This is a genomic window from Pseudomonas sp. S06B 330, assembly GCF_002845275.2.
Classification (GTDB): Bacteria; Pseudomonadota; Gammaproteobacteria; order Pseudomonadales; family Pseudomonadaceae; genus Aquipseudomonas.
This window is the reverse complement of sequence record NZ_CP088149.1, coordinates 5,295,869-5,320,363: the sequence shown is the minus strand read 5'-3', so window position 1 is coordinate 5,320,363 and position 24,495 is coordinate 5,295,869. Positions and strand designations below refer to the sequence as shown.

Sequence of the window (24,495 nt, the reverse complement as noted above, 5' to 3'; positions counted from 1 at the left end):
CCAGCAAAATTTGTTCCTTGATGCGCTGATTCTACCGCGAAGGTTAGACGAACTGCGCGGCTGCGTACGCCGAGGCCCAGGCCCACTGGAAGTTGAAACCGCCGAGATGGCCGCTGACATCGAGCACTTCACCGATGAAGTAAAGCCCTGGGCTTTTCAGCGACTCCATGGTTTTGGAGGACACTTCGCGGGTATCGACGCCGCCCAGGGTTACTTCTGCGGTGCGGTAGCCTTCGGTGCCGGCCGGAACCACCTGCCAGGCGGCGAGTTTGTCGCCGACTTGGGTCAGCTCGGCCGGGGTGTACTGCTTCATTGGCTTGGAGGTGAACCAGTGCTCGGCCAACAGGTTGGCCATCTTCTTGGTGAAGATCTCCCCGAGCAGTGTTTTCAGTTCGCTGTTGGGGCGTTCGGCCTGTTGCTGTTGCAACCAGCTCAAGGCGTCGTGTTCGGGCAGCAGGTTGATCTCGACCGTATCGCCAGATTCCCAGAAGGAAGAGATCTGCAGGATCGCTGGCCCGCTCAGGCCGCGGTGAGTGAACAACAGGTTTTCACGAAAGCTGGTGCCGTTGCAGCTGGCGACACAATCAACCGAAGTGCCGGACAGTTCTGTGCAGATCGCCTTGAGTTGTGGCTCGGTGATGGTGAACGGCACAAGGCCTGCTCGGGTTGGCAGCAAGGTATGGCCGAACTGGCGAGCGACCTGATAACCAAAACCAGTAGCGCCCAAGGTCGGGATCGACAGGCCGCCGGTAGCGATCACCAGTGATTGGCATTGGAGCTGTCCAGCGCTGGTTTCCAGCAAGTAACCACCGTCGACTTTCTCGATCTGATCAATACGGGTATCCATGCGCAGTTCGGCGCCGGCGTTGTCGCATTCACTCAGAAGCATGCCGAGGATGTCGCTGGACTTGTTGTCGCAGAACAGTTGTCCGAGTTTTTTCTCGTGATAGGGCACGGCGTGTTTGCCGACCATCTCGATGAAGTCCCACTGGGTGTAACGGGCCAGGGCCGATTTGCAGAAGTGCGGATTCTGCGAAAGGAAGTTCGCAGGCTCGGTGTACATGTTGGTGAAGTTGCAACGGCCACCGCCGGACATCAGGATCTTCTTGCCCGGTTTGTTGGCATGGTCGAGCAGCAGCACCTGACGGCCGCGACCGGCGGCGGTCAGGGCACACATCAGGCCAGCGGCGCCTGCGCCAATGATGATCACTTCGGTGGAACGCACTGCAAAATCCTCAAAAATCGGTGGTGAAGCCATCGCCTGAAGGGCCGGCTTCCACAATGTCACGTGCTTGCCTCTGGCCCTGTGGGAGCCGGACTTGCCGGCGATGAAGCCGGCAAAATCAACAACGCACTCAGACGATGCGCACGCGCAATGAGCGCCCCTTGATTTTGCCGCTGTTCAGCCGCTGCAACGCCTGTTTGGCCACTGCCCGTTCCACCGCAACAAACGCCTGGAAGTCAAAAATCGCAATCTTGCCCACTTGAGTGCCCGGCAAGCCGGCATCACCGGTCAAGGCGCCAAGGATATCGCCTGGGCGCAGCTTGTCCTTGCGGCCTGCGGCAATGCACAGGGTACTCATGGTCGGCAGCAGCGGGGCACCGCTCTGAGGCTTAAGGCTGTCCAGTTGCTCCCAGCGCAGTGGGGCTTTCTGCATTTGCTCGATTGCCTGGGCGCGATGGCCTTCGGCGGGAGCGACCAGGCTCACCGCCAGACCTTTCTCACCGGCGCGGCCGGTGCGGCCGACGCGGTGTACATGGATCTCGGCATCGCGGGCCAGTTCGACGTTGATGACCATGTCCAGGGCATCGATGTCCAGGCCGCGGGCAGCGACATCGGTGGCCACCAGTACGGACAGGCTGCGGTTGGCAAACAAGGTCAGCACCTGGTCACGGTCGCGTTGCTCCAGGTCGCCATGTAACGCCTGGGCAGCGACACCTTTGGCTTGCAGGTGTTCGACCAGCTCCTGGCACTGCTGCTTGGTGAAGCAGAACGCTACACAGGATTGTGGTCGGAAGTGGTCGAGTACTTTGCTCACCGCTTCCATGCGCTGCTCAGGGGCGATTTCGTAGAAGCGCTGTTCGATCTGGCTGTCGGCGTGCAGGGCTTCAACCTTGACGGTTTGCGGGTCGCGCATGAAGGTCGAGGCCAATTGCTTGATGCCGGCCGGGTAAGTAGCCGAGAACAATAAGGTCTGACGACGCTTCGGGGTTTGTCCGATGATGTCGGCGATGGCGTCGTAGAAGCCCATGTCGAGCATGCGGTCGGCTTCATCGAGGATCAACGTATTGAGGCCGTCGAGCACCAGGGTGCCTTTGCTCAGGTGCTGCTGAACGCGGCCGGGGGTGCCGACGATGATGTGCGCGCCATGCTCCAGCGAAGCGATCTGCGGGCCCAGCGACACGCCGCCGCACAGGGTCAGGATCTTGATGTTGTCTTCAGCGCGAGCCAGGCGGCGCAGTTCTTTGGCCACCTGGTCGGCCAACTCGCGGGTTGGGCACAGGACAAGCGCCTGGCAACCGAAGTAGCGCGGGTTGATTGGGTTGAGCAGGCCAATGCCGAACGCGGCGGTCTTGCCGCTACCGGTCTTGGCCTGGGCAATCAGGTCCATACCCTTGAGGATGACCGGCAGGCTCTGGGCCTGGATCGGGGTCATTTGGGCGTAGCCGAGGGCGTCCAGGTTGGCCAGCATGGCGGCGGACAGCGGCAAGGTGGCGAAGGCGGTGGCAATGGTGGTCACGAGGCGGGCCTGCAAAACAAAATGTCGCGCAGTGTACCAGCCTCGTGGCCTTTAGCCCTAAGGCTCGATCTCCGGTTCCGGACGAGGGGTACGCCTTCCGTCTGTCCTGGACAGTTGCATGAAGATTGCTGCTGCCAGCATGGCCATCAGGCCGATGGTGAGGAACGTCAGCTGGAAAGCGCCTAAGGTGCTCTCCACGCTCTCGGCATTGCCCGCGGCAGTAAAACCGCCGAGTAACGCGCCGGCACAAGCCACGCCAAGGCTCAGGGACAGTTGCGCGACTACCGAGAGCAAGCTGTTGCCGCTGCTGGCGCTGGCGTCGTCAAGATCGATCAGGGTTACCGTGTTCATCGCGGTGAATTGCATGGAGTTGACGGCACCTAGCAAGCCCAGTTGGAACAGTAGCAAGGCATAAGGCGTTTGTTCGTCCACAAGGCCGAGACTGGCCAGCAGCAGGCCGAGTAACAGGGTGTTGCCAGTCAGAATGGTGCGATAGCCGAAGCGCTCGATTAACGGCCGCGCAATCGACTTGGCCAGCATCGCGGCTGCGGCTAGGGGAATCATGCTCATGCCGGCCTGGGCCGGTGAGTAGCCCAGTGCCACTTGCAACAGCAGTGGTATCAGAAAGGGCAGGGCGCCGCTGCCCAGACGGGCGAACAGGTTGCCGAGAATGCCCACGGAAAAGGTTCGAGTGCGAAACAGGCTGGGCGAGAACAGCGGATTGTCGATGCTTCCGGCGCGCAGCCAGTAAGCCGCCAGGCAGGCCATACCGGCAAACAACAGCAACATCACCCGCAGGTGCGGCAGGTGCAGTTCGCCCAGACCTTCCATGGCGATGGTGATCAACACCATAGCTGCGCCGAACAACACGAATCCCACACCGTCAAAGCGTGTGCGTTCACTGCCGCGCAGGTCGGGAATGAAGCGCCATACGGCGTAACAGCCGATGACACCCACCGGTAGGTTGAGCAGGAAGATCCAGTGCCAGCTGAGGATTTCCACCAGCCAGCCGCCCATGGTTGGGCCCAGCAGCGGGCCGAGCAGGCCAGGAATGGTGATGAAACTCATGATCCGTACCAGCTCCGAGCGCGGGTAGGCGCGCAGCACGACCAGGCGGCCTACTGGCAGCATCAGTGCACCGCCCAAGCCCTGCACCACCCGCGCTGCTACCAGCATGCTGAGGCTTTCAGACAGGGCACAAAGTAGCGAGCCGAGACTGAACAGCAGGATCGCGCCGAAGAAGATGCGCTTGGTGCCGAAGCGGTCGGCGATCCAGCCCGAGGCCGGGATCAGCAGGGCCACCGTGAGCATGTAGGCAATGATCACCGACTGCATGCGCAACGGGTCTTCGGCCAAGTCCCGGGCCATGGCTGGCAACGCGGTGTTGAGGATGGTGCCGTCGAGCGATTGCATGAAGAAAGCGATGGCCACGACCCAAGGGATCCAGCGGGCGGTGGTCGAGTCCAGCGGGGTGCGATTGGGCATGATTTCTCAGGTGTCCTTTAGGGCCTCATCGCCGACAAGGCCGGCTCGCACACATCCTCTGTGGGAGCTGGCCTTGCCGGCGATGAGGCCATCACAATGTCAACGTCAGGCGTTTGACCAGCGCTCCCGGCAAATGGCTGGAACTGGTCTGGCGCTGCCCGTAGGTGCTGGTCGACAGGATCAGCTCCCGCTCGGCGGTCAACGCTTCCAGCTGCGAACCCAACAAACTGTAGACGCTGTCATCAAAACGCATGGTGCTGACCGGTGCCTGGATTTTCCCGTTCTCGACCCAAAAAGTGGCGAAGCGAGTCAGGCCGGTCATGCGTGCGGCGGGCAGGTCGGAGAAGTTCAGGTACCAGAGGTTGCTGATGTACAGGCCGGTGTCCAGGCGGGTGAGGATCTGCTCTTGTGCGAGCTCGCCAGCGGCCATGCTCAGTGCGCAAGGCGACTCATGGCCATCGGCGCCGTTGGCGAGCAGCTCGAACTCGGCGGCGCTGCGGGCACAGATCAACCGGTCCAGGCCTTGGCCTTGCTCAATCAAGCGCAAATCGTTGCGCGGCGCGCCCTCATCGGAAAACGCCGGGCTCAGCGAGCCGCTGACTTGCTCGGCAATGCTGACCATTGGATTGAGCCGCGCATCGCTGGCGTACAGGCGTTGCAGTGGACTGTTCTTGGTGGCCAGTGACTGAGCGGAGAAACCGCCCCAGCAGAGCATGGCCATGATCTCATCGATTGCCGCCGGGGCCAGGTAGGCGCGGTACTCACCAGGGGCGAGGGTCTTGAGAGGCCGACCCAGGTATTCCAGCTGTTCGCGTGCCTGGCGCAGGCGCAGGGCAAAGGCATCGCAGTTCCAGTTCTGGCCGGCATAGTTGGCTTTGACGGCCTGACCGTTGCTATGGAACAGACTCCAGTCGAAGTTGAAGCTGTTGGCCTGGTGCCAGCCGAAGGCGTCGAAAGAGTTGGCAAAGCCACGACAGATCGGTCCCGCGGCGTAGATGCCGACCAGGTCCAGGTCACTTGCCCCTTGCTCGATCTGCGCCAATACCTGAGCGATCTCAGGCAGGGGCTGGTCCTGCACGCTGTGGCTGTTCCAGGCGCTGTCATTGAGTTGTAGATAGGGGTCAGCTGCAAGCAGCGGCAAGGTCTGACGCAGTTGGTCGAGTGCTTGCAGCAAGCGCTGCCGGTCTACTTCGGCATCGTTGCCTAAGGTGAACTGGAGCTCTGCCTGACGGCCGTCGTTGACCAGTTTGAGGACGCAGCTGGCTTGTTGCACTTCACCGGCCTGGCGTACCTTGGCATGGTTGAAACGGATGAAATGCGACTGTTCGGCGCTGTAGCTCAGGGTGAAATGTTCGGGTGCTTGAACCTGTTGTTGCAGGCAGGCCACCAGGTTTTGGAAGCTGTGCAGTGGGGTGGCGGCCATCAGGCGTCTCCTCCGAATACGTCGATCTGGCTGAACACGCAGGCCGGTGAAGCGTGCCCGACCCTAACCACCTGGTTTGGCTCGCCCTTGCCGCAATTGGGCGTGCCCAGCACCTGGAAAGTGCTGGCGTCGCCAACAGCACTGAGGTTGCCCCAGAACTGTGCGGATATCCCCCGGTAGTTGGGGTTCTTCACTACCGCCTTGAGCTCACCGTTTTCGATCAACTGGCCCCATTCGCAGCCGAACTGGAACTTGTTGCGCGCATCATCGATGGACCAGGAGCGGTTGGTGCGCATCAGGATACCGTGTTCGATACCGGCAATCAGTTGCTCCAGACTTTTGTCGCCGGGCTCGATATTTAGGTTGGCCATTCGATCGATTGGTGCGCGGTTCCAACCGCAGGCGCGGCTATTGGCAACACCGTCCAGGCCCGAACGGAACTGCGACAGGGCGCCGCCGAGGGGGCGCAGCAGCAAGCCATCGCGGATCAGGAACTGCTTGTCGGCGGCGCTGCCATCGTCGTCATGGCTGTAGCTGGCCAGCTCTTCGCCAATGCTCGGGTCGAAGGTCACGTTGAGCAATTTCGAGCCGTATTGCAGGGTGCCGAAATCACTGGCTTTGACGAAGCTGGTGCCGGCGTAGTTGCGCTCATCGCCGAGAATTCGATCCATCTCCAATGGATGGCCGATGGATTCGTGAATCTGCAGCATCATCTGGTCGGGCATCAGCAGCAGGTCGCGGACCCCGCTGGGGGTATTGGCTGCCAGGAGCAATTGCAGGGCCTGGTCAGCGACCTTGACGCCAGCGCCAATCAGGCCGCAGCGCTCGATAACATCCAGGCCGCCTTGCTGACCGAAGTTGTCCCGACCCAGGGTGCGGCTCTGACTGTCCTGGCCATCGAACGCGGTAACGCCGAAGCCGGGATAGACAAAACGTTGGGCTTGGCGCAGCTCGGCCCCGGCAGTGTTCAAGTAGATCTGTTCGACGTCGCTGATGCCAAGGCTTGCCTGCCAGTTCACTAGACGGCTGTCGGCGGGCACGCTGGCCGACTCACGGGCGAGCAAGGCATAGCAGTCGGCCAGGGGCGGGAAGGGCTGTTCGAGGTTGGGCGAGTAATAGTCGCTGCGCCCCGTGGCTACGGGCTGCTCGCTGAGGTCAAGCAATGCCTGTGCGCCAATCTGCGCAGCCAGCAGCTGCGCCTGCTCCAGGGCGCGTTGCAGGCCTGCCTGAGACAAATCGGCAGTGGCAGCATAGGCCTCAACACCTTTGAGCCGGACGGTCAGCATTACGCCTTCGTCACGGTAGAAAAACGGCGGCTCGGCGACGTTCTTGCGCACTGAAAGCTGCTGCTGGGACTGCTGCACATAGCGCAGGGAGAAAAATTCGGCATCGCTGCGCAGGGCGGCAAAGCGCTGGCGCAGCAATGCGCTCATCTCAAACATGCAAGAACCTCCGTGAGTACGGTGGTTCCCCCTCAGAACCACCCGTCGCGCATGCTCAGGCAGGTGTCGTCACGGGCCTCGAGCAAGGCCAGCTCATTATGGCAGCCCGGCACTTCCCAGGTCAGGAAATAACGTGCCGTCTGCAACTTGCCTTGGTAGAAGTCGTGGTCGGCGGGAATGCCCCGGGCCAGGCCCTGTTCAGCATGAATCGCCTGTTCCAGCCAGCGCCAGCCGATGACGCAGTGACCGAAGGCCTTGAGGTACAGCGCTGAGTTGGCCAGAGCGATGCTGACCTGACCTTGGGCCAGATCGCCGAGCAGGCTAAGGGTTACGCTCTGCAGGCGCACCTGCAATTGCTCAAGTGGCATGCGCAAATGATCAAGGTTGGGGTAGCCACTGGCGCGCTCGCAGGTGCCTGCGATCAGACGTACCAATTGTTTGAGCCCGGCGCCGCCGTTCTGCGCCAGCTTGCGACCCAGTAGGTCGAGCGACTGGATGCCGTGGGTGCCTTCGTGGATTGGGTTCAAGCGGTTGTCGCGGTAGTACTGCTCGACCGGGTACTCGCGCGTGTAGCCGTGACCACCGAGAATCTGGATGGCCAGCTCGTTGGCCTTGAGGCAGAACTCCGAAGGCCAGGATTTGACGATTGGGGTGAGCAGGTCGAGCAGCTCATGTGCCTGCTGGCGGTGAGCCTCGGTTTCGCCACTTTGGCTGTCATCGAACAACCGTGCTGCATACAAGCCTAGGTCGAAGGCGCCTTCGACATAGGCTTTCTGGGTCAGCAGCATGCGCTTTACATCGGTGTGGCTGATGATTGGCACAGCTGCGGTGGCCGGATCCTTGTTATCCGGCAGGCGCCCTTGTGGTCGCTGGCGCGCATACTCAAGTGAGTACAGATAACCGGCATAGCCGAGCATCACCGCACCCATGCCGACGCCGATGCGCGCCTCATTCATCATCTGGAACATGCAGGCCAGACCCTGATGCGGCTTGCCCACCAGATAACCGACACATTGCCCATTGTCGCCGAAGTTCAGCGCTGTGGAGGTGGTGCCGCGCCAGCCCATCTTGTGGAACAGCCCGGCCAGTAACACGTCGTTGCGTGGGCCCAGGCTGCCATCGGCATTGACCAGGTACTTGGGCACGATAAACAGCGAAATGCCTTTCACCCCAGCTGGCGCATCAGGCAGCTTGGCCAAGACCATATGCACGATATTTTCTGACAGTGGGTGGTCGCCACCGGAAATGAAGATCTTGTTGCCACGCAGGCGATAGCTACCATCACCGGTGGGCTCGGCGCGGGTGCGAATGTCGGCCAGCGACGAGCCAGCATGGGGCTCGGTCAGGGCCATGGTGCCGAAGAAGCGGCCTTCGATCATCGGCTGCAGAAACAGGCGCTTCTGCTCGTCAGTGCCGAAGCTCTCGATCAGGTTGGCCGCGCCCATGGTCAGGAACGGGTAGGCGGTAGTCCCGGCGTTGGCGGCCTGGAAGTGAGCAAAGCATGCTTGCGAAAGCAGGGTCGGCAATTGCATGCCGCCAGCTTCGAAGTCGCGGCTGGCGTTGAGAAAGCCGGCCTCTAGAAAGGCATCGACGGCGGGTTTGACCTCGGGGATTAACACCGCTTCGCCATTTTCATAGCGCGGTTCCTGTTCGTCGCCCTTGCGGTTGTGCGGCGCGAAATACTTTTCGGCAATCGTGCGCGCAGTGTTCAGCGCGGCATCGAAGGTCTCACGGGTGTGTTCGGCGAAGCGAGGGCGTTGGGTAAGGGACTCGGCGTCGAGCACTTCATAGAGTTCGAAGGCCAGGTTGCGGGCGCTGAGCAGGGTCTCGGACATGACGGCATTCCTGTCTGGGGATGCGTCGAGTCTAGGAGGGGGAAGGGAGGGTGCCTAGCACCATAGATGGGGGTGATATGCCGACTGCGCTGACTGCCAGGACCTCTTCGTCGGCAAGGCCGGCTCCCACACTAATCAAGACTGTCTTGATTCCTGTGGGAGTCGGCCTTGCCGGCGATGGGGTTGCCTGGTCTATCAGCCGATTGTCATCAAGCTTGCGTTACCACCGGCAGCAGCAGTGTTGACGCTCAACGCACGCTCGATAACCAAGCGCTCCAGGGCGATTGAGGTTTCACCCGACGACAGGCCGTGGACGCCAACGATGGCGCCGGCGCGTTTGGCCACCTGCTCACAGACAGCGCGCAGTTGGTCGGAGTGGCCATGATGCAGAACGGCGTCGAACACCACCTCATCCTGGGTCCAGTCACCGACCAGCTTGATGCGTGCCTGTACTTCTTTTGGCAGACGGTTGCGCAGGGTCTTGCTCAATTCGCCTTCCGGCCATACTGCCGAGCTGCCCACGGCCAGTACCGCAGCCAGTTGGGTCAGCAGGTCAGCTTCGACCTCGGCCAGGCACAGCACGTGCTCACGCGGCAGGATGGTGTAGCTGTTGCGCTCACCGGTCGGGCCGACCAGCAGGCGGCTGATACCGCTTTGCGACTGTTGGGCGAACTGTTCGCACAGGCTGACCAGATCGTTCAGCTTGTTGCTCGCAGCCCAGGCCTTGAATGCTTGCAGTGGCTTGCTCAGCTCTTCGCGCAGACGGGTGTCCGGAGCGTTGTCACCGTCAGTGCGCTGGAACGATTGCTCAATGGCATCGGCTGGACGGGTCGATAGCAGGCGGTACAGGTACAGCGGGCCACCGGCTTTCGGGCCAGTACCGGACAGGCCTTCACCACCGAACGGCTGGACGCCGACCACGGCACCGACGATGTTGCGGTTGACGTAGACGTTACCGGCGTTGACGTTGTCGATGACCTTGGCAATGGTTTCGTCGATCCGGGTGTGTACACCCAGGGTCAGGCCGTAACCGGAGGCGTTGATCTGCTCGATCAGTTGGTCGAGGTCTTTGCGGTTGTAGCGCACCACGTGCAGAACTGGGCCAAAGATCTCGCGTTGCAGCTCGTCGAAGCTTTCCAGCTCGATCAGGGTCGGCATGACGAAGGTGCCACGCTTGAGCTCTTCACCTTCGGCAATGGCCATCTGGTAGACCGAGCGACCTTTATCGCGCATGCCCTGGATGTGCTTCTCGATACCCGCCTTGGCTTCGGCGTCGATCACTGGGCCGATGTCCACGGACAGGCGCTCTGGGTTACCCAGGCGGCTTTCAGCCATGGCGCCCTTGAGCATTTCGATCACGCGGTCGGCGGAGTCTTCTTGCAGGCACAGTACGCGCAGTGCCGAGCAGCGTTGACCGGCGCTGTCAAAGGCCGAGGACACAACGTCGATGACCACTTGTTCGGTGAGCGCCGAGGAGTCGACGATCATCGCGTTCTGGCCGCCGGTTTCGGCGATCAGCGGGATCGGGCGGCCCTGGGCATCCAGGCGACCGGCGATGTTGCGTTGCAGCAGGCGAGCGACTTCAGTGGAGCCGGTGAACATCACGCCTTTGACCCGGTCGTCACCGACCAGACGAGCGCCGACCGTCTCACCGCGGCCCGGTAGCAGTTGCACTACGCCTTCCGGGATACCGGCTTCCAGCAGCAGGCGCACGGCCTGGGCGGCGACCAGCGGGGTTTGCTCGGCAGGCTTGGCCAGCACTGGGTTACCGGCAGCCAAAGCAGCCGCAACCTGACCGCTGAAGATTGCCAGCGGGAAGTTCCACGGGCTGATGCAGACCACTGGGCCCAATGGGCGGTGGGCATCGTTGCTGAAATCGTTGCGTGCTTGTACGGCGTAGTAGCGCAGGAAGTCGACTGCCTCACGAACTTCGGCGATGGCGTTGGCAAAGGTCTTGCCAGCTTCACGGGCGAGCAGACCCATCAGCGGCTGGATCTCGGCTTCCATCAGGTCTGCGGCGCGCTCGAGGATGGCTGCACGCTCGGCGGGCGGGGTGGCCTGCCAGATCGGTGCTGCGTTGAGGGCGCACTGGATAGCGTTGTCGACGTCGGCAACGGTAGCTTCTTGTACATGGCCGACCACGTCACGGTGATCGGACGGGTTGAGTACCGGCGCTGCTACTTCATTGCTGGAAGCGCAACCGAGCATCGGCGCGGCTTTCCAGTCGTTATGGGCAGTGGCTAGCAGGGCGCAGGACAGCGACGCCAGGCGGTGTTCGTTGGCCATGTCGATACCCGCGGAGTTGGCCCGCTCGGTACCGTACAGGTCGCGCGGCAGTGGGATGCGCGGGTGCGGCAGGCCGAAATTGCCTTCCTGGGTAGCCATTTGCTCGATGGTCGCAACCGGGTCAGCAACGAGTTCCTGGATCGAGATCGACTGGTCGGCGATGCGGTTGACGAACGAGGTGTTGGCGCCGTTTTCCAGCAGGCGGCGAACCAGGTAGGCCAGCAGCGTTTCGTGGGTGCCGACGGGTGCGTACACGCGGCACGGACGGTTCAGCTTGCCATCGGCAACCTTGCCGACAACCTGTTCGTACAGTGGCTCACCCATACCATGCAGGCACTGGAACTCGTACTGGCCTGGGTAGTAGTTCTGACCGGCGATATGGTAAATGGCCGACAGAGTGTGAGCGTTGTGGGTGGCGAATTGCGGGTAGATGACTTCCGGCACCGACAGCAACTTGCGGGCGCAAGCGATGTAGGACACGTCGGTGTACACCTTGCGGGTATAAACCGGATAGCCTTCCAGACCTTCGACCTGGGCGCGCTTGATCTCGCTGTCCCAGTAGGCGCCTTTTACCAGACGGATCATCAGGCGATGGCGGCTGCGGCGGGCCAGATCGATGACGTAGTCGATTACGTACGGGCAGCGCTTCTGGTAAGCCTGAATCACGAAACCGATGCCGTTCCAGCCGGTCAGTTGTGGTTCGAAGCACAGGCGCTCAAGCAGGTCCAGCGACAGCTCGAGGCGGTCGGCCTCTTCGGCGTCGATGTTCAGGCCGATGTCGTATTGCTTGGCCAGCAGGGTCAGCGACAGCAGGCGTGGGTACAGCTCTTCCATCACGCGCTCGTACTGGGCACGGCTGTAGCGCGGGTGCAGGGCCGAGAGCTTGATCGAGATGCCCGGGCCTTCATAGATACCACGGCCATGGGAAGCTTTACCGATCGAGTGGATCGCCTGCTCGTAGGAGGCCAGGTATTTTTGCGCGTCGTGCTCGGTCAGTGCGGCTTCGCCGAGCATGTCGTAGGAGTAGCGGAAGCCCTTGGCTTCGAACTTGCTGGCGTTGGCCAGGGCTTCGGCAATGGTCTCGCCGGTGACGAATTGCTCGCCCATCAGGCGCATGGCCATGTCGACGCCCTTGCGAATCATCGGCTCGCCGCTTTTGCCAATGATGCGGCTGAGCGAAGAGGTCAGGCCAGATTCATTGTGGGTCGAGACCAGTTTGCCGGTCAGTAGCAGGCCCCAGGTTGCAGCGTTGACGAACAGCGAGGGGCTGTTGCCCAGGTGTGGTTGCCAGTTGCCGGTACTGATCTTGTCGCGGATCAGCGCATCACGGGTGCCTTTGTCGGGGATACGCAGCAGTGCTTCGGCCAGGCACATCAGGGCCACGCCTTCCTGGGACGACAGGGAGAATTCCTGCAGCAGGCCCTGAACGATACCGGCGCGGCCGCCAGCGCTCTTCTGGTTGCGCAGCTTTTCGGCAATGCCGGCGGCCAGCTTGTTGGTGGCCTCGGCCATGGCGGCAGGCAAGCGTGCCTGCTCCAGCAGCATAGGTACAACTTCTGGCTCAGGGCGGCGGTACGCGGCGGTGATCGCCGAGCGCAGTACCGACTGCGGCAGGATGCTTTCGGCAAACTCGAGGAAGCACTGGTGGGCGTGGTCACTCTGGATTTCGCCGGCATCGTCGCCGTTATGGTTGGTCTGACCGCTGAGTTCGGTCAGGGTGGCGCCACCCTCGAGCTTCTCCAGGTAATTGAAGATCGCTTGCTTGATCAACCAATGCGGCGTGCGGTCAATAGACTGCGCAGCTGCTTTGAGTCGCTCACGGGTAGGGTCGTCGAGTTTGACCCCAAGGGTGGTCGTCGCCATTTCTTATCCTCATTATTGCCACAGGCTGTGGCTTAAGCTGGCGCCAAGATTAGCTGTGCGCGATTTCGGGTGCAACCTAGTGCAACCCAAAATAAGTAGGAAAAGAGTGCAGCTCGTCCGTTGGGTAAAACCCCACGGGGAAAATGGCTGTTTATGGTGCATTTTCTTCTGCATGCTGAGGTTTTTGCTCCGAAAAGGAGCAAAAAGCCACTGCGGCGCAAGAAATCCGACGAGGTGCAACTGGATTGTAAAAACAGGTTGCACCATCTTTGCGTTGTTGCATAGGATTCGCGGCCTGGGTGCAACCTCTCTTGAGGCTGTCGCTACATAAAAACAAACGCCAGGGCGCAACAATGAGTGTAAGCAATCCAACCTTGATCACATTCGTGATCTATATCGCGGCAATGGTGTTGATCGGCTTCATGGCCTATCGCTCCACCAACAACCTGTCTGACTACATCCTCGGCGGCCGTAGCCTCGGTAGCGTTGTAACCGCACTGTCGGCCGGTGCCTCGGACATGAGCGGCTGGCTGCTGATGGGCTTGCCGGGTGCCATCTATATGTCGGGCCTGTCGGAAAGCTGGATCGCCATCGGTCTGATCATCGGTGCCTACTTGAACTGGCTGTTCGTTGCCGGCCGTCTGCGTGTGCAGACTGAGCACAACGGCGATGCCTTGACCTTGCCTGATTACTTCTCCAGCCGCTTCGAAGACCAAAGCGGGCTGCTGCGGATTATCTCCGCCGTTGTGATCTTGGTGTTCTTCACCATTTATTGCGCCTCCGGCATTGTTGCCGGTGCCCGTCTGTTTGAAAGTACCTTCGGCATGTCCTACGAAACCGCCCTGTGGGCCGGTGCGGCGGCAACCATTGCCTACACCTTCGTAGGTGGCTTCCTGGCTGTGAGCTGGACCGATACTGTTCAAGCGACCCTGATGATCTTTGCCCTGATTCTGACCCCAGTAATCGTGCTGATCGCCACTGGCGGCCTTGATACAACGTTTGCTGCCATTGAGCTGAAGGACGCAGGGAACTTCGACATGCTCAAGGGCACCACCTTCATCGGCATTATCTCGCTGATGGGTTGGGGGCTGGGCTACTTCGGTCAGCCGCACATCCTGGCGCGTTTCATGGCTGCCGATTCGGTCAAGTCGATCGCCAAGGCCCGCCGTATCTCCATGACCTGGATGATCCTCTGCCTGGTCGGTACCTGTGCTGTGGGCTTCTTCGGTATCGCCTACTTCTCGGCTCACCCTGAAGTTGCAGGTCCGGTCACCGAGAACCATGAGCGTGTGTTCATCGAACTGGCAAAGATCCTCTTCAACCCATGGATCGCCGGTGTGCTGCTGTCGGCTATTCTCGCGGCGGTCATGAGTACCCTGAGCTGCCAGCTGCTGGTGTGCTCCAGCGCCCTGACCGAAGACTTCTACAAAACCTTCCTGCGCAAGGGTGCCTCGCAGCTGGAGTTGGTTTGGGTCGGTCGCGCCATGGTGCTGCTGGTTGCTGTGGTCGCCATTCTGATTGCCTCCAACCCTGAGAACCGCGTTCTGGGTCTGGTCAGCTACGCTTGGGCCGGTTTCGGTGCTGCCTTCGGTCCGGTTGTACTGATCTCGGTGTTGTGGAAAGGCATGACCCGCAACGGTGCGCTGGCTGGCATCCTGGTTGGTGCGGTTACTGTAGTGGTATGGAAACACTTCTCCATCTGGGGTCTGTACGAAATTATCCCGGGCTTCCTGTTTGGTGCCCTGGCTATCTACTTCGTCAGTAAGGCCGGCAGCCCTTCGGCTGCAATGGTGTCGCGTTTCGAAGCGGCAGATGAGGCGTTCAAAGTCGGTCATTGATCGACTGCTGAGCGGCGTCTAACAGCGGCCCGGCCTCGAAAGAGTCCGGGCCGTTGTCGTTTTGCGCTGCTGTGCCTGACGTGGTCGGCATGACAGGGTAAACTGCACGGTCTTGCAGGAGTTGCCATGAACTATCGTCACGCCTTTCACGCCGGCAACCACGCCGACGTCTTCAAACACCTCGTGTTGACCCGCCTTATTGCGCTGATGACGCGTAAGGAACAACCGTTCGCTTACCTCGATACCCATGCCGGCCTCGGTCTGTACGACCTGCAGGGCGACCAGGCAACGCGGACCGGCGAGTGGATTGAAGGCGTCGGGCGGCTTTGGGGGCGTGACGATCTGCCGGAGGTTACCGCTGACTACCTGCGCATCCTGCGCAAAATGAACCCTGATGGTGAGCTGCGCTATTACCCGGGTTCGCCCGAGCTTGCGCGGCGCCTGGCGCGTCAGCAGGATCGCGTGTTGCTCAACGAAAAGCACCCCGAAGACGGGCGCATGCTCAAGGACAACATGAAGAAGGATCCGCGCGTTGCCGTGCACCTGGGTGAAGGCTGGCATGTGCCGCGGGCCTTGTTGCCGGTGCAGGAAAAGCGTGCGGTGATGCTGATCGACCCGCCATTCGAGCAGGCTGACGAGCTCAAGCGTTGCACCGTGGCTTTGAAAGAGGCAATCAGTCGCATGCGCCAGACCGTCGCGGCGATTTGGTACCCGATCAAGGATCAGCGTCAACTGGTGCGCTTCTATCAAGACCTGACCAGCACCGGTGCGCCGAAGCTGCTGCGGGTCGAGCTGTATGTGCATCCCCAGGATAGTCCGCAGGGGCTCAATGGCTCCGGTCTGGCCATCGCCAACCCGCCTTGGGGCCTGGAAGAAGAACTGCGTGAGTTACTGCCGTGGCTGAGCCAGGTGTTGGCGCAGACGCAGGGTAGCTGGCGGATGGATTGGTTGATTGCGGAGTAGCTTCATGTCGGATGGCCGAATCGGTTTGCCGATCTTTTCGTTGTTACCATGGATGTGGCTGCACTCGCCAGAAATAGCGCAATCGTCAGCATCGAAAGCGCTGAAGGGTTTACGCATCCAAACGTAACGGCTGCGGAAAAAAGCGCCAATAGCAACAAGGGAGTGTTCGCGATCAAGCTGAAGCAGTACCTCACCCATTTCTTGTTGGATGGTGCGAATTTCAGAGTGACCACATTTCCGATCAGGGCTACGGCTATCGCTGCAACCCCTAGACAAAAAATCAGTAGCGCATATAGCAGGATGATCGGTAGGCCGTACGTGTCCTGAGGGTCGTCAGGGTTGGGAGGGGTGCTGCCAGCGAGGGTGATCAAGCATAGCCATGCAATAGAAAAAATCGTAGGGGCTGAGATGATTTTTACAAATGTTTTCATGTCTTCTCTATGCCTATCGCTCACGCAAAATTCAATTCGAATAGGTGATGGGTATCGATCCTGGTAGCTCGATTTCATAGTGGGTCGCCTTGTTCTTTTCACCAACAAGGCGCAGGGCGGTTGTGAGAGTTTCAGCCCAGATTTGTCGGTGAGTGCTGGCGTTGCCATCGTAAATATCATTGTATGCTCTAGCTTGGCCTGAAAAAGTGACTTTTCCTTCTTTATTGCGTTCAATTGTTCCGATGATACGTAGTGTGATATTTCCTAGATATGCGCCGGTATTGAAGGAGTCCTGAAAGGTATCGTAATTTACCCTTATGTCGATTTCGGTTTTTCCTATGGCAGCAGAGTCGATCATTTTTTGAAGTTCAGGGATTTTCTGTGGTGAAGGCGATAGTCTGGTTTTTTCAAGTGGTACTGTGGCGGTGGCGCCTTTTCCGTAGATGAAGTGTGCGAATGCTTTGAGCGGAGTGAAAATATCGCCAGAAAGCTAGGTTTCAGTGGTTAGGGTTTTGGACTTGTCAGCCCCGTAGGTGGTGGCCTTGCTGCGTCCTTTTTGCCAGGCTGCGCTGTTGGATATTCCCGGTGTTGTCGCCTTGAGCTGGTCGGCATGGTGAGCGCACAAGAGGTCTACAGACATTAGTCCTAGCGAATATGGTGGTCTGTTGTATTGAGCTCTTTTTATATCCAGGCAGAACATCGCCCACCAGTTGCCTGATAGGTAGGCTTCATCTCGCTGTTTCCATATCCTGGCTATAACAAGTGGATGCCCAGGCACGGCCTGCCCACCACTCGAAGACGGTGTTCCATAATCATCTGGATAAACGATGGTCGGTGGCAATTGGATTTGCATAAGTGTGTCCTTGCGGTGATAGTCAGAGTTCCATTGGCTATCTAATTCCTATCGCCCTTTTACGTATACGTGGAAACTTCTCGCAAGGCTGTAGGGCTCTTCTTTAATAATGCCGTTGCCGCTGTAGTGTCAGTCCGGCTGTTGGCCTTGCCGCAGCTCTGCATGACTTCCCAATAAATCGTGCGATACCCCTCCACCCACCCGGTGCCGCCTCGCAGGTGAATGCGCTATAATCCCGCTCTTTCGTTGCCGCTCGCCCCAAGGGGCCAGGGCGCATTTTTACAGATTGAAGAGGCTAGACCCTTGGCATTGACGATTCTTGGCCTGTCCGGCGCCCTTAGCCATGATCCTTCCGCAGCCCTGTACATCGACGGCAAGCTGATTGCCGCCGCTGAAGAAGAGCGCTTCGTGCGCGATAAACATGCAAAGAACCGCATGCCCTACGAATCGGCGAAGTTCTGCCTGGAACAGGCTGGCATCAAGCCGTCCGACGTTGACGTGGTGGCCATTCCGTTCGCCCCGATCAGCCTCTTCGGTGAAGCCCGCTGGCACTATGCCAAGCGTTACTGGTACGCCCCGGACCGCGCCCTCGACGCGATCCTGATGGGCAACCGTCGCTACAAGCGCTATCGCAAGAAGATCGTCTGGTGTCTGGAGCAATTGGGCTTCGATCCGAAGAAAGTCAAGATCGAACCGGTAGAGCACCACCTGGCTCACGCCTCCAGTGCTTACCACTGCTCCGGCTTCAAGGAAAAAACCGCGATCCTCGGCATTGACGGTAAGGGCGAGTACGCCACGACCTTCTTCGGCTATGGCGAAAACGGCAAGATCCACAAGATCAAAGAATTCTTCGATCCAGACTCCCTTGGCGGCCTGTACGGTGCTATCACCGAATTCCTCGGTTTCGAGATGCTCGACGGTGAGTTCAAGGTCATGGGCATGGCCCCGTATGGTGATGCCAGCAAGTATGACTTCTCGCGTCTGGCCAGCTTCGAGAACGGTGAGCTGGTCATCAATACCGACTACGCCAACGTTATCGGTCTGCGCCGTTACAAAGAGAAGGGCAAGGGTTTCTACTTCTCGCCGAAGCTGATCGAGTGGTTGGGTCCCAAGCGCGAAGGCGATATCGCCGACGAGCCGTACATCCATTACGCCGCCAGCATGCAGGCGCTGTTCGAGAAGCTTGCTCTGCAGATGATCGACCACTACCTGGGCGACATCCTCAAGGAAACCGGCAAGCTGGCCTTCGCCGGCGGTTGTGCGTTGAACGTCAAACTCAACCAGAAGATCATTGCCCGTCCTGACCTCAAGGAACTGTTCGTTCAGCCGGCGTCCGGCGACGCCGGTACTGCGGTCGGCGCTGCAGCCTACGTCTCCCACGCCCGTGGTGTGCCGGTCGAGAAGATGGAACACGTCTACCTCGGCCCTGCGTACTCCAATGAAGACGTGATTGCCGCCTGTGCTCGTCACCCGAGCCAGCCGAAATGGCGCAAGCTGGAGAACATGCCCGAGCAGATCGCCAAGATCATGGTCGACGGCAACCCTGTGGCCTGGTTCCAGGGGCGCATGGAGTTCGGTCCACGTGCGCTGGGCGGCCGCTCGATCATTGGTTGCCCAAGCGTGGCTGGCGTTGCCGACCGCATCAACCATCAGATCAAGTTCCGCGAGCGCTGGAGGCCTTTCTGCCCGTCGATGCTCGACACCGTCGCGCCACAAATGATCAAGATCGATCACCCGGCGCCGTTCATGACCTTCACCTTCGAAGTGGCTGAAGAGTGGAAGACCCGTGTGCCGGAAGTCGTCCACGAAGACGGTACCTCGCGAGCCCAGGTGCTCAAGCGTGAGTACAACCCGCGCTACTACGACATGATGAAGGCGCTGGAAGACCTGACGGGCAACGGCGTGTCGCTGAACACCTCGCTCAACCGTCGTGGTGAGCCGATGATCTGCTCGCCGACCGATGCCCTGAACATGTTCTTCGGCTCGGATTTGCAATACCTGATCATGGAAGACATTTTGGTAGTCAAGGACGGTGCGGACACTTATGACGTCCAAGGCTGAACAACGCGTCCTGCAGTTCTGCCACGGCTATGACGGGCCGTTCCTGGACTGCGCACGGCAATACGCCAGCCTGTTCAACGGCAGCGGCTACAAGGTCACCACGGTGTTCTTGACTGGCGCAGCCGATCCTCAGGTGGCGGCCGGTTGTGCGTCCGACGAAGTGATTTTCCTGGAATTCAGCTCCAAGGCCATCCGTGGCCTTAAGCTGGGGGCGATTCGCGCATTGCGTCGAATCGTCGCCACGCGCAATTTCAGCTTCTGTATTGCTCACCGTTTCAAGCCGATCTACATCGCCTTGCTCGGCAGCCGCCTGCCGGTAATCGGCGTGCATCATGCCTTTGGTGACTATCAGCGCGGCAGTCGTCAGCTGTTTGCCAACCTCTTCCGGCAGCGCCTGAGTCTGCTCGGCGTCTCCGACGCGGTGCGTGACGATATGCGCAAATGCCTGCCCAAATGGCCGGCCGAACGCATCCAGACCCTGTACAACCGCATCGATATTGACGCGTTGCAAGCGGCGTTGGTGCCTGCCGCCGATGCGCGCCAAGCGTTGGGGTTGGACCCGCAGGCCTGGATTGTCGGCAACGTCGGTCGCCTACACCCGGACAAGGACCAGGCTACGCTGTTGCGCGGGTTTGCCCAGGCTTTGCCAGGCTTGCCAGCCGGTGCGCGCCTGGCCATTCTCGGCCAGGGGCGACTGGAGTCGTCATTGAAGACCCTGGCAGCCGAACTGGGGGTTGCTGGGCAGGTGGACTTTCTCGGGCAAGTGGCCGATGCACGACGTTATTTCAAGGCTTTCGACGCCTTTGCTCTGAGTTCTGATCATGAGCCGTTCGGCATGGTCTTGCTTGAGGCAATGGTCGCAGGTGTTCCGGTGCTGGCCACCGCGTGTGGCGGCGCCGTGGAAGTGGTCGAAGGTGTCGGTATCTTGTTCCCGCTGGCTGATGCCGGGCGCCTGGCTCAAGGCCTGCAGCATCTAGCCGTGCTTGATCAAGGACAACGCCAGGAATGCGCCGAGCGCATGCTTGCGCGTCTGCACCAGCGCTTCTCAGATGATGCTGTGCGCAGCACCTTCTGGCAGCTGGCGCCGGTACGCGCGCTGACGGCGGAGGCTTGATGCTCAATCATATTCAAAGCTGGCGCGAGCGCGGCTGGAGCGTGATCGATGCGCCCACCTATGCGCAGGCCTGGCAATGCTTTGGCGGTAGTGTGGCCACTCATCCGCTGGTCATCGAACAACTGGCGGAGCTGGCGCAGATTCCCGTGCGCTACCTGGGCTGGGAGCACAAGGGCGAGCTCAAGGCGGCGATTCCTACCTGGGGTCGTTATCTGGCGCTGTCCAAGGATGTGCTCAAGCGCCAAGGCAAGAAGGGCTTGTATGACCTGGGTAACGCCGAGCTGATTCTGCCAGCGGCTGCCGATGCCCAGGCGCCCTTGCGCCATGCCGGGCGTTACTTGTCCGAGCTCAATCAAGGCCGTTTTGCCAACCTCAAGCCACAGACCGAATCACTGGCGATGGCGAGAACGCCTGAAGACCTGTCGAAGAAGTTTCGCTACAACCAGCGCCGCGAGTTGCGTCTGCTTGAAGAGGCGGGTGGTCAGGTGCGCCCGATTGCTGATTTTTCCAGTGGTGAACTGGCGGCAATCTATTGCGATTTGTTCCAGCGTCGCTGGGAATTCCCGGCAACTGGCGCCGAACGCATGGCTGAAGTCATCGAGCGACTGCGCGAGCTATTGATCGGCTCGGTGTTGTTTCTCGACGATGCCCCTATTGCTATCCAGTTGGTCTACCGGGTGGAAGCACCCGAGTGGATCAGCGTCGAGTACATCAACGGTGGCGTCGACCCGCAAACCAAGGCCTTCAGCCCTGGCAGCGTATTGAGTTTCCTCAATACCCAGGCGGCCTGGGAAGATGCCCGGGCGCGTAACAAGCCGTTGCGCTTCTCCTTTGGTCGCGCTGATCGCGAGTACAAGGATCGCTGGTGCAACCCCGTGCCGGTGTATCAGGTGTGAGCCGCAAGCAGCAGTTGCTCAAGCAGCACCGGCGCAACAAGCGGCTGGGGCTGCTGGTTGCGCTGGTCGTGTTGCTGGGGCTGGGGATTTTCGTCCAGTGGTGGTTGCCGCTGTTGCTGCTACCGCTGCTATGGGTCGCCCATGAAGCCTGGTTTGCCGATCACCTGTTCTATTCGCCTGCTGAGGACTACCAGTATCAGTTTCCCGCGCAATGCGTGGCGTACCGGATCAAGCTGGTTGATGGCATGGTGCAGGTGCAATCGCCCCTGCAGCTTGCTGGTGGTGAAACTCTAGTCTTGGCCCTTGGCTTGAAAAGCCGCTGGTTGGGGCGATTCCTTGACCCTGCGGTGCTGTTGAGTGGCGATGATTGCCAGACCTTCGAGCGCGGAGTCGCGGGCCTGCGTTACCTTAATCTGACGGGACTGGGCGAATTGCTCGCTGCAGGGCAGTTGCGCTTGCGCGGACGTTATTGCCGTCTGGCGGCTGAGGGGCAACTGTGGGTTGTTCCAGGCAGCGATTTGCGTCAAAAGCGGATGATGGTCATTGCTCCGCACGCCGACGATGCCGAGCTTGCTGCTTTTGGCCTCTACAGTCAGGCCCAGGAAACCTGGATCGTGACCCTGACTGCTGGTGAAATCGAGGCCGAGCACTATCAGCAAATGGGCATGACCAAGGCTGAGGCCGCGCGTTTGAAGGGGCGGCTACGGGCCTGGGACAGTATTGCCGTACCACGTTGGGCAGGGGTTCCTGAGTCGCAGTGTGTCCAGCTTGGCTATTTCTGTCTGCAGTTGCCGACGATGCAGGCCGCGCCGGATCAGCCAATAGCCTCGCGAGAGGCGGAACTCGCGGATACCCGGCTGTTCAGGCAGTTCAATGCGCTGACATTGCCGGGTGATCAGGATGGTGCACCGACCTGGAATAACTTACTGGCCGACCTGCGCGAATTGTTGCTCAAGGCGCGCCCCGAGGTGCTGGTGATGCCTCATCCTAGCCTTGATCCACACCCTGACCATATCTGCGCCCAGGCTGCTGTGCTCGAAGCCTTGCTGGGGCTGGAGTGGCAGCCGCAAACGTTGCTGGGTTATGCCAATCACCTGCATGACAACGACCGCTGGCCGATGGGTGACAGTGGGGCGGGTGTTGCCTTGCCACCACAACTGGAGGCGCAGCAAGCTTGGGCGCCCTACAGCCTGACGCTGGATCTGACGACTCAGCGCGACAAGGCCATGGCCCTGGGCATGATGCATGACCTGCAGCCGCCGGCGCCCTTTAAGCGTCGTGTTCGGCGCGTGTTACAACGCTGGCTCGCAGGTCGGCGGGCGTCGCCTTATGGCGAGAACGAGTTTTTCCGTAAGGCCGTGCGTCGACATGAATTGTTCTGGCGCCGTGATCTCTGATTCTGGCGCATGACTGTAAGCGGGCGGGTAAGCGCCGCAAGGAAGACAATGAAAGTTCTATTTCTGGTGCAGAAGGAGCAACGGGCCATTCTGGACCGTCTCTACGACGGTGTCGCAGCCCATTGTGAGTGCGATCTGCGCTGGCTCAGCAGCGCAGATCAGCGCAACTTGCGCAGCTATTTTCGTCGTGAAGTCGATGTCGAAAAATACGATCGAATCGTGTTTTTCCTGCGTTTCAAGCAGGAAATCCGTCAGGTCGGCTTCATCCGCACGGTGCCCAATCTGGTTATCCTCGAACATGATGCCTACCAGAATTACATCCCGTGCAAGTACACCGGCAAGTTCAGCGCCCACTACCGTCAGTTGCCTTGGGCCCGGGTAATCAGTTCTGGCTACATGGTCAGCGAGCGCCTGCGTCAAGAGGGCTTTGACGCTGAGTTCGTGCCCAAGGGCTACGACCAGCAACTGCTCACCGATCAAGGGCGCGAGCGGGACATTGATCTGGCCTTTGTCGGCAGTACCAACAGCGTTGCCTACAGTGGGCGCAAGGCATTGCTCGATGAGCTCGCTCAGGTCGAGAACTTGTTGGTGACCCGGACCAAGTCCGGTGAAGAATACTGTGACACGCTCAACCGCATTCGCTTCTTCGTCAGTGCCGATGTCGGCATGGGCGAGTACATGATCAAGAATTTTGAGGCGATGGCCTGTGGCTGCGTGTTGCTGGCGTATGACCAGGGTGAGGCCGAGAACCGCGCTCTGGGGTTACAAGACATGCACAACGTGGTGCTGTATGACAGCATTGCCCAATTGCAAGAGAAGCTTAAGGTGTTGCGTGCCGATCCGGCGCTGGTTGAGCGCATTGGCAGCAACGGTCGTGACCTTGCTGTCTCGCAGTTTAGCTTCGCCCAAGTGGGTCGTAGCATCGTTGAAAAAATGCAGCCACCTCTGCGTTCCCGTCCTGCCTTGACCGGCTGGCAGCGCTTGCGTTTGAGACTGGGCATATGAGCCGGCTGTCCGCGTCAGGGGAAGTGGTCTCGAACAATCGAATACAGAAGATGGGGAGGGAATTCGGTGCGATTCAGTGATGACAGTGAAGTAACCTTGGTGGTTACCAGTTGCGGGCGCTTCGACCTGCTCAAGCTTACACTCGAGAGTTTCGATCGTTTCAATACTGCACCGATTCGTGAAGTGTTCATTACTGAGGACTCGGGGGATGATGCTGTCCACCAGGCGGTCCCGGAGCATTGGAAGCCTCACTGCAAGGTATTCGTCAATCGTCCCAAGTTGGGCCAGTTGGCGTCGATTGACCTTGCCTATAGTCAGGTAAAAACGCCTTACATCTTTCACTGCGAGGATGACTGGGAATTCTATCGGCCGGGCTTTATCGAAGACTCCTGGAACATTCTCGAGGTCAGCCCACAGCTGCTTCAGGTCTGGCTGCGTAGCTACGCCCACGACCTGAAGATACACAGCCCGTATATCCATTTGGGTAAGCGTCAGGTTATTGCCGGCGTCCCCTGCTACCCGTTGCTTTCGGACAAGCCAGAGTGGCAGAGCTTTTCGTTGAACCCGGGCTTGCGCCGGCTTAGCGATTATCAGCGCTGTGCGCCATTTGCCGCCTATGCTGGAGAAAAGGCGCTGTCAAAACGCTACGCCGAGTTGAATCTCACTGCTGTCAGTCTTGAAGGTGACGCAGTGCTGCACACAGGCTTCGGGGCACATGTGGGGCTGCCCGAGGAGCGCCGGCGCAAAAAGCGACGCCGGAAACGTGATCGTATCAAGCTGATTGTGGTGTTGGTGGCGGGGGTGGTCCTGGGCGCAGGAGTGGGCTTCTTTGCACATTGACTTGGTCTGTTTGCTGATAATC

16 protein-coding genes and 1 pseudogene are annotated in these 24,495 nt (G+C 59.8%); 8 read left to right on the top strand and 9 right to left on the bottom strand.

All coding sequences use genetic code 11. From position 1 onward, the window contains the following. Positions 1-43: 43 nt before the first annotated feature. From CX511_RS23970 to putA, 7 genes are all read right to left on the bottom strand, one after another. Complete coding sequence (locus CX511_RS23970) at positions 44-1,225, bottom strand: BaiN/RdsA family NAD(P)/FAD-dependent oxidoreductase (protein WP_045182429.1); 1,182 nt, start codon at positions 1,223-1,225, stop codon at positions 44-46. 130 nt (positions 1,226-1,355) lie between these two features. Next, on the bottom strand, positions 1,356-2,693 hold the full coding sequence (dbpA, locus tag CX511_RS23965; RefSeq protein ID WP_231353495.1) for an ATP-dependent RNA helicase DbpA: 1,338 nt from the start codon (positions 2,691-2,693) through the stop codon (positions 1,356-1,358). A 105-nt stretch (positions 2,694-2,798) separates the two neighbouring features. Further along, positions 2,799-4,226, bottom strand: a complete 1,428-nt coding sequence (gene mdtD / locus CX511_RS23960) for a multidrug transporter subunit MdtD (protein ID WP_101293785.1) — start codon at positions 4,224-4,226, stop codon at positions 2,799-2,801. A gap of 91 nt (positions 4,227-4,317) precedes the next feature. Next, on the bottom strand, positions 4,318-5,649 hold the full coding sequence (locus CX511_RS23955; protein ID WP_101293786.1) for a TldD/PmbA family protein: 1,332 nt from the start codon (positions 5,647-5,649) through the stop codon (positions 4,318-4,320). Then, on the bottom strand, positions 5,649-7,091 hold the full coding sequence (locus tag CX511_RS23950) for a TldD/PmbA family protein (RefSeq protein ID WP_045182050.1): 1,443 nt from the start codon (positions 7,089-7,091) through the stop codon (positions 5,649-5,651). Before CX511_RS23950 ends, CX511_RS23955 begins: the two co-directional genes overlap by 1 nt. Before the next feature lie 32 nt (positions 7,092-7,123). Further along, a complete protein-coding gene (locus tag CX511_RS23945) occupies positions 7,124-8,926 on the bottom strand; it encodes an acyl-CoA dehydrogenase (protein WP_101293787.1) in 1,803 nt (600 codons plus the stop codon). A gap of 195 nt (positions 8,927-9,121) precedes the next feature. Further along, the gene (putA, locus tag CX511_RS23940) at positions 9,122-13,075 is read right to left on the bottom strand and encodes a trifunctional transcriptional regulator/proline dehydrogenase/L-glutamate gamma-semialdehyde dehydrogenase (protein WP_045182053.1); all 3,954 of its coding nucleotides are present in this window, start codon (positions 13,073-13,075) and stop codon (positions 9,122-9,124) included. Positions 13,076-13,428: 353 nt separating this feature from the next. On the opposite strand from putA, the gene putP reads away from it, so the two are divergent. Together putP and CX511_RS23930 are read left to right on the top strand one after the other, a co-directional pair. Further along, positions 13,429-14,913: a sodium/proline symporter PutP gene (putP, locus tag CX511_RS23935; RefSeq protein ID WP_045182055.1), complete on the top strand. Its 1,485-nt coding sequence runs from the start codon at positions 13,429-13,431 to the stop codon at positions 14,911-14,913. 126 nt (positions 14,914-15,039) lie between these two features. Beyond that, positions 15,040-15,876, top strand: a complete 837-nt coding sequence (locus tag CX511_RS23930) for a 23S rRNA (adenine(2030)-N(6))-methyltransferase RlmJ (RefSeq protein ID WP_045182057.1) — start codon at positions 15,040-15,042, stop codon at positions 15,874-15,876. A gap of 2 nt (positions 15,877-15,878) precedes the next feature. Here CX511_RS23930 and CX511_RS23925 read toward each other — a convergent pair whose 3' ends face one another. Then, on the bottom strand, positions 15,879-16,307 hold the full coding sequence (locus CX511_RS23925) for a hypothetical protein (RefSeq protein WP_045182059.1): 429 nt from the start codon (positions 16,305-16,307) through the stop codon (positions 15,879-15,881). A 31-nt stretch (positions 16,308-16,338) separates the two neighbouring features. Beyond that, positions 16,339-17,160: pseudogene (locus CX511_RS23920) on the bottom strand (lipid II-degrading bacteriocin). Positions 17,161-17,463: 303 nt separating this feature from the next. On the opposite strand from CX511_RS23920, the gene CX511_RS23915 reads away from it, so the two are divergent. The 6 genes from CX511_RS23915 to CX511_RS23890 all read left to right on the top strand — a co-directional run bounded on the left by CX511_RS23915 (position 17,464) and on the right by CX511_RS23890 (position 24,473). Continuing rightward, positions 17,464-19,221 (top strand): carbamoyltransferase family protein, encoded by a 1,758-nt coding sequence (locus tag CX511_RS23915; protein WP_045182065.1) that lies wholly within the window; start codon positions 17,464-17,466, stop codon positions 19,219-19,221. Continuing rightward, positions 19,205-20,335, top strand: a complete 1,131-nt coding sequence (locus CX511_RS23910; protein ID WP_045182068.1) for a glycosyltransferase — start codon at positions 19,205-19,207, stop codon at positions 20,333-20,335. Before CX511_RS23915 ends, CX511_RS23910 begins: the two co-directional genes overlap by 17 nt. Continuing rightward, positions 20,335-21,231, top strand: a complete 897-nt coding sequence (locus tag CX511_RS23905; RefSeq protein ID WP_101293789.1) for an antimicrobial resistance protein Mig-14 — start codon at positions 20,335-20,337, stop codon at positions 21,229-21,231. Before CX511_RS23910 ends, CX511_RS23905 begins: the two co-directional genes overlap by 1 nt. Then, positions 21,228-22,628, top strand: coding sequence for a PIG-L deacetylase family protein (locus CX511_RS23900; RefSeq protein WP_101293790.1), 1,401 nt, complete (start codon positions 21,228-21,230; stop codon positions 22,626-22,628). Before CX511_RS23905 ends, CX511_RS23900 begins: the two co-directional genes overlap by 4 nt. Positions 22,629-22,676: 48 nt before the next feature. Beyond that, positions 22,677-23,633 carry a glycosyltransferase family protein gene (locus CX511_RS23895; RefSeq protein WP_045182074.1) on the top strand — a complete coding sequence of 319 codons (957 nt, stop codon included), beginning with the start codon at positions 22,677-22,679 and terminating at the stop codon, positions 23,631-23,633. A 66-nt stretch (positions 23,634-23,699) separates the two neighbouring features. Then, positions 23,700-24,473 carry a glycosyltransferase family 2 protein gene (locus CX511_RS23890; RefSeq protein WP_101293791.1) on the top strand — a complete coding sequence of 258 codons (774 nt, stop codon included), beginning with the start codon at positions 23,700-23,702 and terminating at the stop codon, positions 24,471-24,473. Positions 24,474-24,495 lie beyond the last annotated feature (22 nt).

What these genes read in the sequence shown, in the direction of transcription:
- dbpA (WP_231353495.1), bottom strand. Translation starts at nt 2,693, where the DNA reads ATGCTGGCCAACCTGGACGCCCTCGGCTACGCCCAAATGACCCCGATC.
- mdtD (WP_101293785.1), bottom strand. Translation starts at nt 4,226, where the DNA reads ATGCCCAATCGCACCCCGCTGGACTCGACCACCGCCCGCTGGATCCCT.
- CX511_RS23955 (WP_101293786.1), bottom strand. Translation starts at nt 5,649, where the DNA reads ATGGCCGCCACCCCACTGCACAGCTTCCAAAACCTGGTGGCCTGCCTG.
- CX511_RS23950 (WP_045182050.1), bottom strand. Translation starts at nt 7,091, where the DNA reads ATGTTTGAGATGAGCGCATTGCTGCGCCAGCGCTTTGCCGCCCTGCGC.
- CX511_RS23945 (WP_101293787.1), bottom strand. Translation starts at nt 8,926, where the DNA reads ATGTCCGAGACCCTGCTCAGCGCCCGCAACCTGGCCTTCGAACTCTAT.
- putA (WP_045182053.1), bottom strand. Translation starts at nt 13,075, where the DNA reads ATGGCGACGACCACCCTTGGGGTCAAACTCGACGACCCTACCCGTGAG.
- putP (WP_045182055.1), top strand. Translation starts at nt 13,429, where the DNA reads ATGAGTGTAAGCAATCCAACCTTGATCACATTCGTGATCTATATCGCG.
- CX511_RS23930 (WP_045182057.1), top strand. Translation starts at nt 15,040, where the DNA reads ATGAACTATCGTCACGCCTTTCACGCCGGCAACCACGCCGACGTCTTC.
- CX511_RS23925 (WP_045182059.1), bottom strand. Translation starts at nt 16,307, where the DNA reads ATGAAAACATTTGTAAAAATCATCTCAGCCCCTACGATTTTTTCTATT.
- CX511_RS23910 (WP_045182068.1), top strand. Translation starts at nt 19,205, where the DNA reads ATGACGTCCAAGGCTGAACAACGCGTCCTGCAGTTCTGCCACGGCTAT.
- CX511_RS23905 (WP_101293789.1), top strand. Translation starts at nt 20,335, where the DNA reads ATGCTCAATCATATTCAAAGCTGGCGCGAGCGCGGCTGGAGCGTGATC.
- CX511_RS23895 (WP_045182074.1), top strand. Translation starts at nt 22,677, where the DNA reads ATGAAAGTTCTATTTCTGGTGCAGAAGGAGCAACGGGCCATTCTGGAC.